Annotated in this window: 15 protein-coding genes; 8 read left to right on the top strand and 7 right to left on the bottom strand. The window is 70.3% G+C overall.

What is annotated here, in order from left to right; genetic code table 11:
• Nucleotides 1–185 precede the first annotated feature (185 nt).
• The 3 genes from paaI to AB0M30_RS19480 are packed head-to-tail and all read left to right on the top strand — an operon-like array spanning nt 186 to nt 2,460.
• On the top strand, nt 186–596 hold the full coding sequence (gene paaI, locus AB0M30_RS19490; RefSeq protein WP_364585405.1) for a hydroxyphenylacetyl-CoA thioesterase PaaI: 411 nt from the start codon (nt 186–188) through the stop codon (nt 594–596).
• Between the two features lie 2 nt (nt 597–598).
• A complete protein-coding gene (paaK, locus tag AB0M30_RS19485) occupies nt 599–1,876 on the top strand; it encodes a phenylacetate--CoA ligase PaaK (RefSeq protein ID WP_364585404.1) in 1,278 nt (425 codons plus the stop codon).
• A complete protein-coding gene (locus AB0M30_RS19480; protein WP_364585403.1) occupies nt 1,873–2,460 on the top strand; it encodes a TetR/AcrR family transcriptional regulator in 588 nt (195 codons plus the stop codon). The genes paaK and AB0M30_RS19480 overlap by 4 nt, the downstream gene beginning before the upstream one ends.
• Before the next feature lie 4 nt (nt 2,461–2,464).
• Here the strand turns inward: AB0M30_RS19480 and AB0M30_RS19475 are convergent, their stop codons facing one another.
• Together AB0M30_RS19475 and AB0M30_RS19470 are read right to left on the bottom strand one after the other, a co-directional pair.
• The gene (locus AB0M30_RS19475) at nt 2,465–3,037 is read right to left on the bottom strand and encodes a TlpA disulfide reductase family protein (RefSeq protein ID WP_364585402.1); all 573 of its coding nucleotides are present in this window, start codon (nt 3,035–3,037) and stop codon (nt 2,465–2,467) included.
• 20 nt (nt 3,038–3,057) lie between these two features.
• Nucleotides 3,058–3,369, bottom strand: coding sequence for a hypothetical protein (locus tag AB0M30_RS19470; RefSeq protein ID WP_364585401.1), 312 nt, complete (start codon nt 3,367–3,369; stop codon nt 3,058–3,060).
• A gap of 192 nt (nt 3,370–3,561) precedes the next feature.
• Here AB0M30_RS19470 and AB0M30_RS19465 point away from each other — a divergent pair, with 192 nt between their 5' ends.
• Nucleotides 3,562–4,233, top strand: a complete 672-nt coding sequence (locus AB0M30_RS19465; RefSeq protein ID WP_364585400.1) for a helix-turn-helix domain-containing protein — start codon at nt 3,562–3,564, stop codon at nt 4,231–4,233.
• Here AB0M30_RS19465 and AB0M30_RS19460 read toward each other — a convergent pair.
• On the bottom strand, nt 4,154–5,209 hold the full coding sequence (locus AB0M30_RS19460; RefSeq protein WP_364585399.1) for an AraC family transcriptional regulator: 1,056 nt from the start codon (nt 5,207–5,209) through the stop codon (nt 4,154–4,156). The genes AB0M30_RS19465 and AB0M30_RS19460 overlap by 80 nt on opposite strands.
• A gap of 80 nt (nt 5,210–5,289) precedes the next feature.
• Here AB0M30_RS19460 and AB0M30_RS19455 point away from each other — a divergent pair, with 80 nt between their 5' ends.
• Nucleotides 5,290–6,384 (top strand): winged helix DNA-binding domain-containing protein, encoded by a 1,095-nt coding sequence (locus AB0M30_RS19455; protein WP_364585398.1) that lies wholly within the window; start codon nt 5,290–5,292, stop codon nt 6,382–6,384.
• Here the strand turns inward: AB0M30_RS19455 and AB0M30_RS19450 are convergent.
• The gene (locus AB0M30_RS19450; protein ID WP_364585397.1) at nt 6,362–7,027 is read right to left on the bottom strand and encodes a barstar family protein; all 666 of its coding nucleotides are present in this window, start codon (nt 7,025–7,027) and stop codon (nt 6,362–6,364) included. The genes AB0M30_RS19455 and AB0M30_RS19450 overlap by 23 nt on opposite strands.
• 27 nt (nt 7,028–7,054) lie before the next feature.
• On the opposite strand from AB0M30_RS19450, the gene AB0M30_RS19445 reads away from it, so the two are divergent.
• Nucleotides 7,055–8,518: an NAD(P)/FAD-dependent oxidoreductase gene (locus tag AB0M30_RS19445; RefSeq protein ID WP_364585396.1), complete on the top strand. Its 1,464-nt coding sequence runs from the start codon at nt 7,055–7,057 to the stop codon at nt 8,516–8,518.
• The gene (locus AB0M30_RS19440) at nt 8,518–10,176 is read left to right on the top strand and encodes a GMC family oxidoreductase (protein ID WP_364585395.1); all 1,659 of its coding nucleotides are present in this window, start codon (nt 8,518–8,520) and stop codon (nt 10,174–10,176) included. Before AB0M30_RS19445 ends, AB0M30_RS19440 begins: the two co-directional genes overlap by 1 nt.
• Nucleotides 10,177–10,517: 341 nt before the next feature.
• Here the strand turns inward: AB0M30_RS19440 and AB0M30_RS19435 are convergent, their stop codons facing one another.
• Entirely contained in the window at nt 10,518–12,005 is a 1,488-nt protein-coding gene (locus AB0M30_RS19435) for a glycosyl hydrolase family 18 protein (protein WP_364585667.1), read from the bottom strand.
• A gap of 156 nt (nt 12,006–12,161) precedes the next feature.
• On the opposite strand from AB0M30_RS19435, the gene AB0M30_RS19430 reads away from it, so the two are divergent.
• Nucleotides 12,162–14,570 (top strand): Tex family protein, encoded by a 2,409-nt coding sequence (locus AB0M30_RS19430; protein ID WP_364585394.1) that lies wholly within the window; start codon nt 12,162–12,164, stop codon nt 14,568–14,570.
• A gap of 196 nt (nt 14,571–14,766) precedes the next feature.
• Here the strand turns inward: AB0M30_RS19430 and AB0M30_RS19425 are convergent, their stop codons facing one another.
• A complete protein-coding gene (locus tag AB0M30_RS19425; RefSeq protein ID WP_364585393.1) occupies nt 14,767–15,057 on the bottom strand; it encodes a hypothetical protein in 291 nt (96 codons plus the stop codon).
• A gap of 1,106 nt (nt 15,058–16,163) precedes the next feature.
• Complete coding sequence (locus AB0M30_RS19420) at nt 16,164–17,105, bottom strand: hypothetical protein (RefSeq protein ID WP_364585392.1); 942 nt, start codon at nt 17,103–17,105, stop codon at nt 16,164–16,166.
• Nucleotides 17,106–17,354: the final 249 nt, after the last annotated feature.

Raw genomic sequence — 17,354 nt, 5'->3', positions numbered from 1 at the left:
GTTAATCGCATGGTAGCCGCCGGACCCGAAGATCGGAAGACCTCGACGCTTGACACCGGCCCCGACCACTGCCTTTACTGAGCGGCACCGCGAGGTGACCGTCCATTCGGTCAGTCCATCCATGCCCCCGCCGCCACCCTCAGCGGAGGCGCTTCGCGCCGCAGGTCTATTCGGACGGAGAGCAGATGACCAACGCCGCGCACACCATGTTCGCCGCCGACGAGGCCTCGCGCGCGTTGGGCATCGAACTTGTCGAAGCGAGCGAAGGCCGGGCTGTCGCGACCATGACGATCACGCGCGCGATGGTCAACGGGCACGACATCGCGCACGGCGGGTACGTCTTCCTGCTCGCCGACACGGCGTTCGCCTGCGCCTGCAACACCCACGGCCCGGTCACGGTCGCCGCGGGCGCGGAGATCTCCTTCGTCGCGGCCGGCCGGCTGGGTGACCACCTCGTCGCCACGGCCACCGAGCGCACCCGCTACGGCCGCAACGGCATCTACGACGTCACCGTGCACCGGGAGACCCCCGGAGGGCCCGAGGTCGTCGCCGAATTCCGCGGCCGCAGCCGCGTCCTCTCCGCGAAACGGGACTGACCATGATCGAGACGGACATCGGCGCGGACGAGCTGGCCGCCCTCCAGCTGGAACGTCTGCAGTGGACACTCCGGCACGCCTACGCGAACGTGCCCGCCTACACGCGGAAGTTCGACGAAGCCGGCGTCCACCCGGACGACTGCAAGGAACTGGCCGATCTGGCGAAGTTCCCGTTCACCACCAAGCAGGACCTGCGGGAGAACTACCCGTTCGGGATGTTCGCGGTGCCGCAGGAGCAGGTGCGGCGCATCCACGCCTCCAGCGGCACCACCGGCAAGGCCACCGTCGTCGGGTACACCGAGCAGGACATCGACACCTGGGCGACGGTGATGGCCCGCTCGATCCACGCCGCCGGCGGGCGGCCGGGGCACAAGGTGCACGTCGCCTACGGCTACGGCCTGTTCACCGGCGGGCTCGGCGCGCACTACGGCGCGGAGAAGCTGGGCTGCACGGTGATCCCGGCCTCCGGCGGGATGACCGCGCGGCAGGTGCAGCTGATCACCGACTTCAAGCCCGAGGTCATCATGGTCACGCCGTCGTACATGCTGACGCTGCTCGACGAGTTCGAACGCCAGGGCGTCGACCCGCGGGCGAGCTCGCTCAAGGTGGGCATCTTCGGCGCCGAGCCGTGGACCGAGCAGATGCGCGCGGAGATCGAGGACCGGTTCGCGCTCGACGCCGTCGACATCTACGGGCTGTCGGAGGTGATGGGCCCGGGTGTCGCGCAGGAGTGCGTCGAGACGAAGGACGGCCTGCACATCTGGGAGGACCACTTCTACCCGGAGGTGATCGACCCGTACTCCGAGGACGTCCTGGCCGGCGGCGAGACCGGCGAGCTCGTGTTCACCTCGCTGACCAAGCAGGCGCTGCCGATCATCCGCTACCGCACCCGCGACCTGACCGAGCTGAACCCGGGCACCGCGCGGCCGGCCTTCCGGCGGATGGCCAAGGTCACCGGGCGCACCGACGACCTGATCATCCTGCGCGGGGTCAACGTCTTCCCGACGCAGATCGAGGAGATCGTGCTGCGGACGGCCGGGCTGAGCCCGCACTTCCAGCTCGTCCGGTCCACGCGCGGCCGGCTCGACCACCTGACCGTGCTGGTCGAGGCCCGGCACGACGCATCCGGCGACGACCGGGCGCGGGCGGCCTCGGAGCTGGTCACCGGCGTGAAGGACGGCGTCGGCGTGACGGTGTCGGTGGACGTCGTCGACCCGGACACGCTGGAGCGGTCCATGGGCAAGATGCGGCGGATCGTGGACCAGCGGGACAAGCCGTGACGGCCCCGCGGCGCGGGCGGCCCGGCTACGACCTCGAATCACTGCTGCAGGTGGCGGTGAAGCTGTTCAACGAGCGCGGCTACGACGGCACCAGCATGGAGGACCTCTCCCGCAAGCTCGGCATCACGAAGTCGGCGATCTACCACCACGTGCCCAGCAAGGAGGAGCTGCTGCGGCTGGCGGTCGACCGCGCTTTGGACGGGCTGTTCGAGGTCGCGTCGGAGACGGCTCAGCTCGACGGGCGCGCGATCGACCGGCTGGAGCACCTGGTGCGCGGCAGCGTGCTGGTGCTGGCGGACCGGCTGCCGTTCGTGACGTTGCTGCTGCGCGTGCGCGGCAACACGAAGGTGGAGCGGGCGGCGCTGACGCGGCGGCGCGAATTCGACCGGTTGGTGACGGACCTGGTCAAGCAGGCCGAAGCGGAGGGCGACGTCCGCCCGGACGTCGACCCGGCGGTGACCGCGCGGCTGGTGTTCGGCATGGTGAACTCGCTGATCGAGTGGTACAAGCCGCGGCGCGGATCAGCGGCGGCCGAGGTTGCGGACGCGGTGTGCAAGGTGGCCTTCGAGGGCCTGCGCACCTGAGCCGCTACTCGGCCCGCACGCGGTCCAAGGCCGGGCGGATGTCCTGTTCGAGGACCTCTCCGAGGTAGACGGCGGCGACCCGCTGCCGCTTGTCGACGATCAGCGAGATCGGCACCGCGGCGAGCGGGATCCCGCGCAGCCGCAAAGCGATCCGCCCGGAGTCGTCGTGGATCGACGGGTAGCCGAGGTCGAAGTCGCGGGCGAAGTCGGCGGCGTACTGGCGGTTGTCGCGGACGTTGAGGCCGAGGACCTCGACGCCTTCGCTCTTCCCGCGCGCCGAGATCGCCTTGAGGGTGTGCGCCTCCGAACGGCAGGGCGGGCACCACGCGCCCCACAGGTTGAGCAGGACGACCTTCCCGGCGTAGTCGCTCAGGGCGATCCGCCGGCCCGGGTCGGTGACATCGGGACCGGCCAGCTCGGCCACGCGCTTGCGCTGACCGGGCTCGTAGAACAGCTGCGTCCGCCCACCCGGCGAGACGAACTCGAACGTGTCCGGCGACCCCACCGCGTCCTTGCCGGTCGAGCAGGCGGCCGAAGCCAGCAGCGCCACGACCACGAAGATGCGCCCCAGCAGCATGGCCCCACCTTAGCCAGCGCTCACTCCTCCGCGGCCTGGGGCGGCCGCCCCGCCTGCCACAGCAGCGCCTCCCGCAGCTGGCCGATGAGCTGCTCGTCGTCCGCTTCGGACGGGTCGACACCCAGCGGGATCCAGCGCTCGGACACCTTCTCGCCCCGGTCGTAGCTGGAGATCACGATGCCCGAGTACGACAGGGACGCTTCGTCCGCGCAGTCGCCGTCCGGCAGCGGCTCGTCGGCTTCGAAGCCGTCGTCGAAGCTGACGTGGCGATGCTGCAGGCGGACGCTCACCCAGCGCCCGGCCGGCCGGATCGGCGCGCCTTCGTCGTTCATCTGCTCCTACCCCCGGTCGCGGCCCCAGCCGTCTCGTCGCATCCGGGCGCCGCGGAGTTACCGGCGGGTTGTTCCGGTTGCGTAACGACAAAGGTTGGCGCGAAACACCCCGTGCCCGCTACCGGAGTCACTCTTTTGACAATGGGTCAACTACTTGTTGACAGCGTGCCGATCCCCCGCGAGGCTGAGCGGATGACCAGTGGGACCCGGCCCCGGCGCCGCCGGCTCGAACCGGCCGAACGGCGTGCGGAGATCCTCGCCGCCGCCCGGCACCTGTTCGGCGCGGGCAGCTACGCCTCGGTGTCCACTTCGGACATCGCCGAGGCCGCCGGGGTGGCGCGCCCGCTGATCAACCACTACTTCGGCGGGAAGCGCGAGCTGTACCTGGAAGTGGTGCGGCAGCTGATGATCGTGCCCGCGCCGGTCACCGAGGCGCTGCCGGACACCACGATGGAACGGCGGCTGGCGATCGGCGTCGAACGGTGGATCGAGGTCGTGGACCGCAACCGTGACGCCTGGCTGACCGTGATCGGGCCGGAGGCGGCCGGGCGCGACCCCGAGATCGAGCGGATCATGCTGGAGGCCGACGAGATCGCCGCCGACCGGGTGCTGGAGGCCGCGCTGATGACCGGCGTGACCGAAGGCCGCGAAGAGCTGCGGGCGATGATCCGGTCGTTCGGCGGGATGCTGCGCGCGGCGTCGCGGGAGTGGCTGATCCGCGGCACGCTGGACCGCGCGGCGCTGCGCACCTTCCTCACCGATTCGCTCCTCAACCTGCTGAAGATCACCTACCCGGCGGTCCTCGCCGAGCGGCGCGGAAGCGACGGGCGAACGCCGCCGGTGTCATCCCGGTCCAGCGCTTGAACGCGTGGATGAAGCTCGACGCTTCGGCGTACCCGAGCCGGTAGGCGACGTCCTCGACCGACAGCACGCCGGTGTCGAGGAGCTCTTCGGCGAGCGTCTGTCGGACCTCGTCGACCAGCGTCCGGTAGCTCGTGCCGGCTTCGGTCAGGCGCCGGCGCAGGGTGCGCGTGCTGAGCGTCAGCTGGCGGGCGATTTCGTCCATTCCGGCGTCGACGCCGCCGAGGCGGACCAGGCGTTCCCGCACCTGCTGGGAAATGCCCGAACGCTGCCGCCGCCGCGCGACGAGCGCTTCGCACTGCGCGGCGCACAGGGCGACGGTCTGGTCGTTGGCCTGCGGCAGCGGCCGGCTCAGCAGCGCCGGATCGAGGGTCGCGCGGCAGCCGTCGGCGCCGAAGCGCGGCAGCACGCCGAACGCGGCCAGGTACCCGTCCGGCGTGGACGGTCCGTGCCGGAAGGTCAGCTCGTCCAGCGCGATCTCGGGCAGCAGGTCGCGCATGACGGCGAAGATCGCGGCCAGGTCCCGCAGGACGAGGAAGCGGGCGACGTCGGCGGGCACGCGGCTGTCGTCGAGTTCCAGCGTCAGCCGGTCGGCGCCGAGCACGACGTGCGGGATGCAGAAGGCGAAGCTCAGGTCGAAGTAGCGAAGGGCGAAGAGCATCGCGTCGCGCAACGTCGGGCTGCTGATGCAGGCGAAGCCGAAGATGCCGAAGGTGGTGACGCGGTAACGGCGGCCCAGCTCCAGCGCCGCCGCGTCGGAGCCGTCGAGAGCGGCCAGCGCCCGGACGACGGCCAGTTCCTGGCGGGCGTCGACCTGGACGGCCGGGTCGGCGAGCAGTTCCGGCGTCAGTGTCGTCGCGGCGAGCAGCTCTTCGGCCGGCACCCCACGCTCCGCGGCGAACCGGGTCATCAACTCGATGCTCGCGGTGCCGCGGGGGAAGTCCCAGTCCACGACGGCGGGCGCGGCGAGCTCGGCCATGGCCGGAATTCTGGATCACGACCGGAGAAGGTGTCCAATCGAGGACCGGAACTGTCCTGGATGGTCGTTAGGGTGACGACGTGGAGACCTTGAGCCGCCGAGCCGTGAACCGCGCCACGCTGGAACGCCAGCTGCTGCTGCGCCGGGCGAAGATGTCCGCGTACGACGCGGTGGAGCACCTGGCCGGGCTCCAGGCGCAGGCGCCGTTCCCGCCGTACTTCGGGCTGTGGTCGCGGCTGGCGGGGTTCCGGCCGGCGGAACTGGCGGAGCTGCTCGAGAGCCGGCGCGTGGTGCGGATCGCGCTGATGCGCGGCACGGTCCACCTGGTGACGGCGGCGGACGCGCTGGCGTGGCGGCCGGTGGTGCAGGGGATCTACGACCGCGACCTGAAGCAGAACGCCCTGCACGCCCGCGCACTGGCCGGGCTCGACCACGATCTCGTCAGCGAGGCCGCGCGGAAGCTGCTCCTCGGAGGGCCGATGCCGGGCACCGCACTGGGCGCCGAGCTGGCGCGAAGCTGGGACGTCCCGGCGGCCTCCCTGACCCACCTGGCCCGGGGCCGGTTGCCGCTGGTGCAGACGCCGCCCCGGGCGATCTGGGGCAAGGCCGGGCAGACGACGTACGCGTGCCTCGACGAGTGGGTCGGCGCTCCTCTGTCGCCGCCTTCGCCCGCTTCGCTGATTTCGCGGTACTTGCGCGCGTTCGGCCCGGCCACGGTGGCGGACGTGCAGACGTGGGCGGGCATCACGCGCCTGGGTGAGGTGGCTGCCTCGATGGACCTGCGCCGGTACCGCGACGAGGACGGCCGCGAGCTGCTGGACCTGCCGGAGCTGACGCTGCCCGGCGAGGACGTCCCGGCCCCGCCGCGACTGCTCGGACCGTTCGACCAGATGATCCTGTCGTACGCGGACCGCACCCGGGTGATCTCGGACGCCTGCCGCAAACGCGTGATCTCACAGAACGGCCTGGTAAAAGGCACGCTGCTGGTGGACGGCCAGGTGTGCGGCTTCTGGGAGATCAAGACGTCCCGCAAGGCGGCGGTGATCGAGCTGTCGCCGTTCGAGAAGCTCGCGAAGCGGGACCTGGCGGCGTTGGAGAAGTCGGCGGCCGAACTGGTGATGTGGGCCGAGGCGGCCGCGGAAACGCACGAAGTCAGGGTGTTGCCCGTAGCGTGACGCCGGCCCGTTCGAAGACTTCGCGGACGTGCGGCACCTCGGGTCCCACGACGGTGAACGGCGGAGTCGCGCCGAAGCCACCGCGCAGGCAATCGGCGAGCGCGTCGAGGTTCCACCCGAAGTACCCACCCGGGCCGTTGACCGCTTCGCCGAGCGCGCAGTAGTAGCTCGTGACGTCGGTGACGTGCGCACCGTCGACCCGGTAAACCCGGCCCGGCGGCCGGTCGGGCCCCTCGGCGCGCCGGTGTGCCAGCGCGGCCCGCAGCCATTCGACGCGGTCGTGGCCGGCCCAGAGGTTCGCCACCGGTGGCCGCCCGGCCGACCACAGCTGCCAGATCGGTCGCGCGGCCGGCGACGGTGGGTCGTGCAAGGGCTCCCGCAGCACGAGGTCGGCCTGGTTGCCACCGTGCGACGACCAGCCGGCGATGTCGAGCTGCACCAAGCTCAGTTCGGTCTCGATGCCGAAGCGGTCGACGGTTTCGAAGAAGAAGAGCGCCGGCTGGATCTTCCGCCGGGTCCGCAGCCGTTCGTTCAGCTCCGCCGGCAGGGTGCAGCGCCGCAGCCGGAGTGGCTCCTGCCCGGGGGAACACCCCCACCCTGGCCGGAAATCTCGATTGAGTGACCGTTCGTGGCCTGTTGTCACAGGCCCGGAGTCCGTAGCTTTTCGGGCATGACTGGTTCGGCGAAGGGGCCGTCGGTGCTGATCGTGGGCACCGGGTTCGGCGGCATCGGGACGGCGATCGAGCTCAAGCGCGCGGGGTTCACCGAGTTCACGATCCTGGAGAGCGCCGCCGAACCCGGCGGTGTCTGGCGGGACAACACCTACCCCGGCGCCGCGTGCGACATCCCCTCGCCGCTGTACTCCTTCTCCTTCGAGCCCAACCCGCGGTGGCCGAAGCGGTTCTCGCACCAGCCCGACATCCTCGCCTACCTGCGGCGCGTCATCGCGAAGTACGGCCTGGAACCGCACATCCGGTACCGGACCGAGGTCACCGGGGCCGCGTTCGACGAAGCCCGCGGGCTCTGGCGCGTCGAGACGAAGAGCGGGGAGACGTTCGAGGCGAACGTCTTCGTCCCGGCCGTCGGGCAGCTGTCGCGCCCGGTGCTGCCGAACATCCCCAACCGGGAGAGCTTCGCCGGCGACGCCTTCCACTCCGCGCGGTGGGACCACGACGTCGACCTGACCGGCAAGCGCGTCGCCGTCATCGGAACCGGGGCCAGCGCCGTGCAGTTCGTGCCCGAGCTGCGGAAACGCGCGCAGCACGTCACGGTCTTCCAGCGCACGCCGCCGTACGTCATGGCGAAGTCCGATCCGCGCTACCGGCGGTGGCAGCACTGGCTGTTCGAGCACCTGCCGCCGACCCAGCTGCTCGGCCGGCTGCGGATCTTCCTGCTCGCCGAGTACGCCACCTACGCGATGACGCGCCACCCCGTGCTGGCGAAGATGTTCGAGCTGCGGACCGCGCAGCTGCGGCGCCGCCACATCGCGGACCCGGAGCTGCGGGCGAAGCTCAAGCCGGCGTACCCGCTGGGCTGCAAGCGGATCCTCTTCACCAACGACTACCTGCCCGCCCTCGCCCAGCCGGACGTCGACGTCGAAACACGGCGGATCGCCGAGATCACCGAGAAGGGCGTGCGGGTCGAGGACGGGACGGAGATCGAGGCGGACGTCCTGATCTACGGCACCGGCTTCGCCGCGACGGAGTTCCTCGGCCGGATGGCGGTGCGCGGCCTCGGCGGACGGTCGCTGGCGGACGAGTGGTCCGGCGGCGCGCGGGCGTACCTGGGCATCACCGTGCCCGGCTTCCCCAACCTGTTCTGCGTCTACGGCCCCAACACGAACCTCGGCGCCGGGTCCATCATCTACATGATCGAGCGCCAGGCGCGTTACATCCGCCAGGCGGTGGAGCGGCTCACCCGGCCCGGGGTGTCCTATTTGGACGTACGACCGGAGGTCGAAGAGCGGTACGACCGGGAGGTGCAGCGGCGGCTGGGCCGCAGCGTGTGGACCGCCTGCACGAGCTGGTACCGGCAGGCCGACGGCCGGGTGACGACCAACTGGCCCGGCCTGGTCACCGAGTACGACCGCCGGACCCGGCGCTTCGACGTCGCCGACTACCGGGTGGCGGGCTGATGGACTACGACGTCCTGGTGATCGGTTCGGGTTTCGGCGGCAGCGTCACGGCCTTGCGGCTGACCGAGAAGGGCTACCGCGTCGGCGTGCTGGAGACCGGCCGCCGGTTCGCCGACGACGAGTTCGCGAAGACGTCGTGGCGGGTGCGGAAGTATCTGTGGGCGCCGGCACTGGGCTGCTTCGGCATCCAGCGGCTGACGCTGCTCAAGAACACGTTCGTGATGAGCGGCTCCGGCGTCGGCGGGGGTTCGCTGGTGTACGCGAACACGCTGTACGAGCCACCGGACGGCTTCTACGCCGACCCGCAGTGGGCGCACATCACGGACTGGAAAGCCGAGCTGGCGCCGTACTACGACCAGGCGAAGCGGATGCTCGGCGTGGTCGAGAACCCGGCGACGACGGCCGCGGACCGGGTGCTGCGTTCGGTGGCCGAGGACATGGGCATCGGCCACACGTACCGCCGCACGCCCGTCGGCGTCTACTTCGGACAGTCCGGGGTGGACCCGTTCTTCGGCGGCGCCGGACCCCGGCGGTCGTCCTGCACGCTGTGCGGCGAGTGCATGACCGGGTGCCGGATCGGGGCGAAGAACACGACCGTGAAGAACTACCTGTACCTGGCCGAGCGGGCGGGTGCCGTGGTGCACGCCCTGACCACCGCGGTTTCGGTGCGGCCGATCTCCGGCGGGTACGCGGTGGACACCCGGCGCACCGGCGGCCGTTCCCGCCGGACGTTCACGGCGTCGCAGGTGGTGTTCTCCGCGGCCGCCCTGGGCACCCAGCGCCTGCTGCACCGGATGCGGGACACCGGAACGCTGCCGCTCGTGTCCCCTCGGCTCGGTCTCCTGGCCCGCACGAATTCCGAAGCCGTCCTGGCGGCGCGGTCACTGCGCGCGGACACGGACTACTCGCGAGGCGTCGCGATCACGTCGTCGATCCACCCCGACGCGGTCACGCACGTGGAGCCGGTGCGGTACGGGCGTGGCAGCAACCTGATGGGCCTGCTGGCGACGGTGCTGGTGGACGCGGCCCCGGGGCGTCGGCGCTGGGTGCTCGGGCTGCGGGAACTGTGGCGGTCCCGCCGTGACCTGCTACGGATCCACAACCCGCGGCACTGGTCGGAGCGGATGATCGGGCTGCTGGTGATGCAGACGCTGGACAACTCGGTGACGACGTACACGAAACGCGGGCTGTTCGGCCGGCGCATGACGACTCGCCAGGGTTCCGGCGCCCCTTCACCATCGTGGATTCCGGCCGGGCACGAGGTGACGCGCCGGGTGGCTTCGAAGATCGGCGGCCTGCCCCAGGGAGCGTGGACGGACCTGGCGAACGTCCCGATCACGGGCCACTTCATCGGCGGCTGCACGATCGGGGATTCTCCCGAAACCGGCGTGGTCGACCCGTACCAGCGGCTGTACGGCTACCCGGGACTGCACGTGGTGGACGGCTCGGCGATCTCGGCCAACCTGGGCGTGAACCCGTCGCTGACGATCACGGCCCAGGCCGAGCGGGCGATGGCGTTCTGGCCGAACCGCGGCGAAGAGGACCCGCGGCCACCGCTGGGTGCGCCGTATCGGCGGGTGGCGGCGGTGGCTCCTCGACGTCCGGTCGTCCCGCCGGAGGCACCGGGAGCCCTGCGGCTGCCGCTGACGCCGCGCTGAGGGCTGAGGGCTGAGGGCTGAAGGCGACCCAGCGTGCGATTACTTGACTCGTGGCAGTGGCACGAGTCAAGTAATCGGATTTTTTTCGAGGTCGGGTGTGCCCACCCAGGTACCGGCACCCATGGTCAAGACGGTGGCGAGTAGAAACAGCCACTGCCACGCAGAGCTGCCGACCATGCCGGCCACGACCTGAGCACCACTCGAACACGCCACTCCTGCGGTGGCGATGACCCGCGAGCGCCGAGCCGTCATGCGAGCCATGATTCCAGAGCCCGGCCCGAAGTGAACGCATGAGTGGCCCTCCCGGACCGCGCCGCCGGGAGGGCCTGCTCAGCGCACGGTCACGGCAGGCCCGCGAGCCCGGCCGACACCGTGTTGGCGAACGCGTACCCCTGCGACGCGTCCCAGTTGATCGACCACGTCATCGCGCCCCTGATCGACGGGTACGTCGCCGACGGCTTGAACGAGCCGCACGACGTTCCGCGGGCCAGGCAGTTCAGCGCCGAAACCGTGTTGGCCGGGGCCTGGTAGCCGCCGCCCGCGGCCTGCGGGGAGGCCGGGAGGCCGAGACCGACCTGGTCCGCGCGCAGGCCGCCCTGCAGCTGGATGCAGGCCAGTGCCGTCAGGAAGTCGACCGTGCCCTGGGAGTAGACGTTGCCGTTGCAGCCGTTCATCGAACCGGAGTTGTAGTACTGCATGTTGACGATCGTCAGGATGTCCTTGATGTTCAGCGCCAGCTGGAAGTAGCCGCCGGCGGTGGACTGCATGTCGATCGTCTGCGGCGCCATCGTGAGGACCTTGCCGCCGCCGTTGTAGATGCTCCGCAGCGCCTGGCCCATGTACGTGGCGTTGATGCCGTTCTCGAGGTCGATGTCGACGCCGTCGAAGCCGTAGTTGGCGATCAGTGACTTGATGCTGTTCGCGAAGTTGTTCGCCGACGAAGAGTCGCTGACGCTGATCGTGCCGTTCTGGCCGCCGACCGAGATGATCACCCTCTGGCCGCGCGCCTGCACCGTCTTGATGTCGGCCTTGAACTGGGCGTCCGTGTAGCCGCCGAGCTGCGAAGACAGGCCGGAGTCCAGGGTGAAGCTCACCGCGCCCGGCGTGCCGGTGGCGTCCGCGAACGACACCGCGATGATGTTGTACTTCGTCGGGACATCGGCGAGCTTCAGCGCCTTGGCGCCGTTGTAGAAGTTCTGCCAGTAGCCGGTCAGGACGTGCTTCGGCAGGTCACCCTGCGTGGGCGGCGTCGTGGTCGTCGTCGTCGGCGGGGTGGTCGTGGTGGGCGGCGTGGTCGGGGTCGTGGGGGTGGTCGGCGTCGTCGGCGTGGTCGTCGGCGGGGTGCCGGGGCCGTCGAGGCTGACGTCGTCGGCGTAGTACGCCGGCTGGCCGTACCAGCCGTGCAGGTAGACCGTCAGCGACGTGCTCGAGCCGGTCGTGAAACTCAACGACAACTGCTGGTAGCCGCTGGTGCCGGGCGTCCACGTGCTGGTCGTCGCCGAGCCGGAGACGCCCAGGTAGACGTAGCTGCCCTGGACCCAGCCGGACAGCTTGTACGCCGTGTTCGCTGAGACGGTGAGCGTCTGCGAGCACTGGGCGTTGTCCGACGACGACGGCGTCGCGTTCAGGGCGCGGCTGCCACCGTGCACCGGCGAGCTCACCGCGGCCGACGTGCCGGTGCAAGTCCAGCCCGTGGTGCCGGCTTCGAAGCCGGGGTTGGCCAGGATGTTGGCCGCCGAAGCGCTGCCGGCGAGCACGAACGTCACGCCCAGACACAGCGTGACCACCGAAAGTAAGGAAAGCAGAGCGAAGCGGACCTTGGGGACCACGGGGACCTCCACGAACACGAGTGAGGCAGGTCACCACAAAGTGGACTAGACCAATCTCGTTGTCAAGGTGCTCGATGTCAGCCCCATCCGAAAGTCGGGGCGGCGGAAACGGCAGAATGAGACGATCGGAACCAGGCGAAGCAGGAGCGTGTTGCAGTGAGCGTGTCGGTCGAGCAGAAGATCGCCGAAGAACTGGGCGTGCGCGAAGGACAGGTCAAGGCCGCCGTCGAGCTGCTCGACGGCGGTTCGACCGTGCCGTTCATCGCCCGTTACCGCAAGGAAGTCACCGGCATGCTCGACGACGCGCAGCTGCGCACGCTCGAAGAGCGGCTGCGCTACCTGCGGGAACTCGACGAGCGCCGGCTCGCCGTGCTCGAATCCATCCGCAGCCAGGGCAAGCTGGACGAGGCCCTCGAGGCGTCGATCCTCGCCGCGGACACTAAGTCGCGGCTCGAGGACATCTACCTCCCGTACAAGCCGAAGCGCCGCACGAAGGCCATGATCGCGCGGGAAGCGGGGCTCGAGCCGCTGGCCGACGGCCTGCTGAACGACCCTTCGACGGACCCGCAGGCCGCGGCGGCGGTGTTCGTCGACGCCGACAAGGGCGTCGCGGACGCGCAGGCCGCCCTCGACGGCGCCCGCGCGATCCTCGTCGAGCGCTTCGCCGAGGACGCCGACCTCATCGGTGACCTGCGGGAGAAGATGTGGGGCCAGGGCCACCTGGTCGCCAAGGTCCGGTCGGGCAAGGAGGAGGAAGGCGCGAAGTTCTCCGACTACTTCGACTTCTCCGAGCCGTACACGAAGCTCCCCTCGCACCGGATCCTCGCGATGCTGCGCGGCGAGAAGGAGGAGGTCCTGGACCTCACCATGTCGCCGGACGAGCCGAGCGACGAGCCGCAGGTGGGCCCGACCGACTACGAACAGCGCATCGCCGCGAAGTTCGGCATCGCGCAGCAGGGCCGCCCGGGCGACAAGTGGCTCGGCGACACCGTCCGCTGGGCGTGGCGCACCAAGATCCTCCTCCACCTGGGCATCGACCTGCGGATGCGGCTGCGCCAGGCGGCCGAGGACGACGCCGTCCGCGTGTTCGCGGCCAACCTGCGCGACCTGCTGCTGGCCGCGCCGGCCGGCACCCGCGCCACCATGGGCCTCGACCCGGGCTTCCGGACCGGGGTCAAGGTGGCGGTCGTGGACGCGACCGGCAAGGTCGTCGACACCCACGTCATCTACCCGCACCAGCCGGCGAACAAGTGGGACCAGTCGATCGCCGAGCTCGCGGCGCTGTGCGCGCGGCACAAGGTCGACCTGATCTCCATCGGCAACGGCACGGCGTCGCGCGAGACGGACAAACTCGCGATCGAGCTGATCAAGAAGCACCCGGAACTGAAGCTGACCAAGGCGATCGTGTCCGAGGCGGGCGCGTCGGTGTACTCGGCGTCGGCGTTCGCTTCGGCGGAGCTGCCGAACATGGACGTCTCGCTGCGCGGTGCGGTCTCGATCGCCCGCCGGCTGCAGGACCCGCTGGCCGAGCTGGTGAAGATCGACCCGAAGTCGATCGGCGTCGGGCAGTACCAGCACGACCTGTCCGAGGTTTCGCTGTCGCGCTCGCTGGACGCGGTGGTCGAGGACTGCGTGAACGCGGTGGGCGTGGACGTCAACACGGCGTCGGCGCCGCTGCTGACCCGGGTCTCGGGCATCACGACGGGCCTGGCGGAGAACATCGTGGCCCACCGCGACACGAACGGCCCGTTCCGTTCCCGGACGGCGCTGAAGGAGGTCGCGCGGCTGGGCCCGAAGGCGTTCGAGCAGTGCGCGGGCTTCCTCCGCATCCCGGACGGCGACGACCCGCTCGACTCGTCGGCGGTGCACCCGGAGGCGTACCCGGTGGTCCGGCGGATCCTGTCGAAGACGGGCACGGACATCCGTGCACTGATCGGCAACACGCGGACGCTGTCTTCCCTCCGCCCGGCGGAGTTCGTGGACGAGACGTTCGGCCTCCCGACGGTGACGGACATCCTGTCGGAACTGGACAAGCCGGGCCGCGACCCCCGCCCGGCCTTCAAGACGGCGACGTTCGCCGAGGGCGTGGACAAGATCGGCGACCTCAAGCCGGGCATGCGGCTGGAGGGCGTCGTGACGAACGTGGCGGCGTTCGGCGCGTTCATCGACGTGGGCGTGCACCAGGACGGGCTGGCCCACGTTTCGGCGCTGTCGAAGAACTTCGTGAAGGACCCGCGTGAGGTCGTGAAGCCCGGGGACATCGTGAAGGTGAAGGTGCTGGACGTGGACGTGCCGCGCAAGCGGATCTCCCTGACGCTGCGCCTGGACGACGAGCCGGGAGCGGCCTCGGGCAACCGCGGCGGCGAGCGCCGGGACCGTGGCCAGGGCGGTGGCGGCGGCGGTCAGGGTGGCGGCGGTCAGCGCCGAGGCGGCAGCGGCGGCGGCGATCGCCGTGGTGGTGGCGGCGGTGGCCGCGGCAGTGGCGGGGGCAGCGGCAGCGGCAGCGGCGGGAACGCCGGCGGCTCGATGGCCGACGCACTCCGGCGAGCCGGGTTCGGCAAGTAGAACTGCGGTGAAGGCGGACCACCCGGCGGGCCCGGTTCGGCAGTAGACCTCCAGTGAAGGCGGGCCACCCGGCGGCCCAGATTCGGCAGTAGACCTCCAGTGAAGGCGGCCCACCCGGCGGTCGGGTGGCCCGCCTTTGTTGCGCGACAGTGCCGTCGGCTCGGCCCGGGTCCGTGCCGGTGCCGGTGCCGGTGCGCTAAGCCGAACGACGGCTCTGGTGCGCCGCTCGCCTGGCCTCGGGGACGTGTGCCAGGCACCGGACGCAGGGCATTCCCGCGATGTGGTCGAGCAATTCCGTCACCTCGCGGGCGAGCGGATCACCGCACAGGGTTCTCAGCACCAGCGGGGCCGGCCGGTCGTCGGGCAGGGACACGAAGTGGACTTGCCGGTCCCGTTCGCCCACCCGCCGCCCATCCGCGCGAGGAACACCGAGCCGGATCCGGGCGGCGACGAAGCGGCAGTTCGTTTTGCGGGGTTCGGGAGGCATGACTGTTCCCTTCTTCGTTGTGGGCCACCCCATAGGGGCGCGACGGTTCCCAGGTAGCGGCGGAGATGCGATACTGAGCGGCGCGGGACCGGCCGGGTGCCGACCGGGTGTTCCGGCCCCGCGCCGCGGTTCTTCCAGGAGAGGGACCGAATTCAGCCGATCAGGTGTTGAGCCTGATCAGCGAGGGTGGTCAGCAGGATCAGCAGGGGCGTCGTGAAGACGAATATCACGACGCACCCAGCCCTGCTGGCCTCCCTTTTCCGGTGTTTCCCGCCCATTTGTCCTCCTGGGTTTTTCCGGGCTGCGTCAGCAGCCCACCGGCTCCTCCTTGCGGCAGGAGCCCCGGCGCATCAGAGCGCGCCGAGGTTCATCGAACCGTTGTGAACAGGCACTTTGCCCCACCCATCGAGCTCCGCGCGAGACTGCGCGAAAGGTCAGCGAGCCACCGCCGGACCGAGACGACCGGCCGGTTACTTCCCGGTTCATCGAGCATGGAACACCTCCAGGGACCTTTCCGGTTTTTGCTGAGCACAGCGACGCATTCGAGCGTAGCCGGAGATCAATTCGCCGGGAAAGCATTCCTCGACCAACGGTCGAAGGCCGCGACGACCGGTATTCGGCTCGACCAGTGGAACGTATGTGTCCATTCAGTTCCCACCGAGTGTCGAATCGCGAAACTAATCGGACACTGTTCTTCAACTACCTTTCAACTGTTCCACAACTGATCCGCAACGGGCCGGCACCCGGCCGGGCAGTGGTCGGGACCTGATCCGCAACTGGTCGGGAACCGATCGAGGCCTGGTAGGAACTGGTTGGGAACTGATCGGGGGCTTGTCGGAATTGGTGGGGCCTGGTCGGTGCTTGGTCGGAACTGGTGAGGGCCTGGTCGGCGCCTGGTCGGAACTGGTGAGGGTCTGGTCGGCGCCTGGTCGGAACCGGTGGGGAACTGGTCGGCGCCTGGTCGGGAACTAGTCGGGAACTGAACAGAACTCGAAGGCAACTGAATGGACACTGCGGCAACTGCCAGCGCCGTCCAGCAGTGTCCGTTCAGTGTCCGCTCAGTTGCCTTCCAGGTCGCCGGGGCACCTGCCCTCCAGGTTGCCGGGTCATCCGTGCAGCGGGCGGGATTCGGGCGGGTCGGCGGTGATGATCGAGCGCAGCTGCTCGGCGATCAGTTGACGGATGGTTTCGGTGGACGCCCCGGGGTACTTCTCGCGCAACAGCTGTTCAAGCAGGCTTCGCTGCCGCTGGTTCTCCGACCGCAGCTTCCAGTTCGCGATCTGGTGCGAGTTGAGCGACGCCCTCAGGGCCTCGACCTGCGCGTCGAGGCGACGGGCCGCACCGGAAATCCCCAGCATGACCTTCCGGAGCGCGACCGGGTCGTCGAGCGGGTGCGCGGCGACCGAACCGGCCGGCCGGGCGATGGCACCCCGCGGCGGCCCGCCTTCGGCCGGCCCCTCCGGCCTCGGTGGCTCGCGCGGAGCGGGAACCGCCGGCCCGGGGTCGGCCCGCCGGACGTCGCGCCCGGGCTCCCCGGTGCCCGTGGCCAACCCCTCGACGATCATCTCGACCGTGACGACCGGTTCCCCGATCCAACCCGGCACCGAAAACGGCCCGTCGTAGCCGCGGACCGGCGCGTCCCAGCCGATGCTCCGCGCGAAGAGCGCCGCCGCCTGGCCCAGGACCACGCTCCGGCTGGCGCGCGGCACCGCGACGCCCACCATGTCGACGATCCGCTCCCAGGGCGGCGGACTGGTCGCCCCCTGGCCGACGGACTTGGCCAGCAAGTGCAGGAGCGCGTCCTCGCTCTTGCCGGCACACCAGTGCCCCTCCCGGCCGCCGAAGGCTCCGACGAGGCGCCGCCGCGTCCGGGCGAGACTCCCCCGGTCGTCGGCCAGGGAGACGAGCAGGAACAGCACCAGCTTGCGCTCGTCGAGGGTCAGGGGCGACTTCTTCTTCGGGGTGTCGAAGGCATCGGTCGAGGGGAGCCGCCCCAGCGCCGTGTGCCCCCTGGTTCGCGGACCTCGCCGCTGCTCGGCGGGGCTCATCACGTTCTCCCGGTTTTCCGGCGCGTCGGCACCCGGCATCGGAGCGGTGACGGTGCGGCGCTGCGGTTCGAGTCCGCGCCGGTCGTCCCGGCCAGACCGCTCTTCCCCCGCTGCGGTGCCCGGGATCGCTGCCCGCCGGCCGGCGGCGGAACGGTGAATCGCATGGTCGTGTACTCCGAGGACGAGAAATGAGGCTTCGTGCGGAAATCCCAAGCTAGCCGTCCTGTCGCGGCGGCGCGCCGGTCCCCG

The organism is Amycolatopsis sp. NPDC051716, assembly GCF_040681595.1.
Taxonomy (GTDB): Bacteria; Actinomycetota; Actinomycetes; order Mycobacteriales; family Pseudonocardiaceae; genus Amycolatopsis.
The sequence above is the reverse complement of the archived record's forward strand: the minus strand, read 5'-3'. Positions and strand labels throughout refer to the sequence as shown.

Excerpts from the sequence above, each read along its gene's own strand:
- AB0M30_RS19420 (WP_364585392.1), bottom strand. The coding sequence starts at position 17,105 with ATGAGCCCCGCCGAGCAGCGGCGAGGTCCGCGAACCAGGGGGCACACG.
- AB0M30_RS19470 (WP_364585401.1), bottom strand. The coding sequence starts at position 3,369 with ATGAACGACGAAGGCGCGCCGATCCGGCCGGCCGGGCGCTGGGTGAGC.
- AB0M30_RS19425 (WP_364585393.1), bottom strand. The coding sequence starts at position 15,057 with ATGCCTCCCGAACCCCGCAAAACGAACTGCCGCTTCGTCGCCGCCCGG.
- paaK (WP_364585404.1), top strand. The coding sequence starts at position 599 with ATGATCGAGACGGACATCGGCGCGGACGAGCTGGCCGCCCTCCAGCTG.
- AB0M30_RS19440 (WP_364585395.1), top strand. The coding sequence starts at position 8,518 with ATGGACTACGACGTCCTGGTGATCGGTTCGGGTTTCGGCGGCAGCGTC.
- AB0M30_RS19445 (WP_364585396.1), top strand. The coding sequence starts at position 7,055 with ATGACTGGTTCGGCGAAGGGGCCGTCGGTGCTGATCGTGGGCACCGGG.
- AB0M30_RS19460 (WP_364585399.1), bottom strand. The coding sequence starts at position 5,209 with ATGGCCGAGCTCGCCGCGCCCGCCGTCGTGGACTGGGACTTCCCCCGC.
- AB0M30_RS19475 (WP_364585402.1), bottom strand. The coding sequence starts at position 3,037 with ATGCTGCTGGGGCGCATCTTCGTGGTCGTGGCGCTGCTGGCTTCGGCC.
- paaI (WP_364585405.1), top strand. The coding sequence starts at position 186 with ATGACCAACGCCGCGCACACCATGTTCGCCGCCGACGAGGCCTCGCGC.
- AB0M30_RS19465 (WP_364585400.1), top strand. The coding sequence starts at position 3,562 with ATGACCAGTGGGACCCGGCCCCGGCGCCGCCGGCTCGAACCGGCCGAA.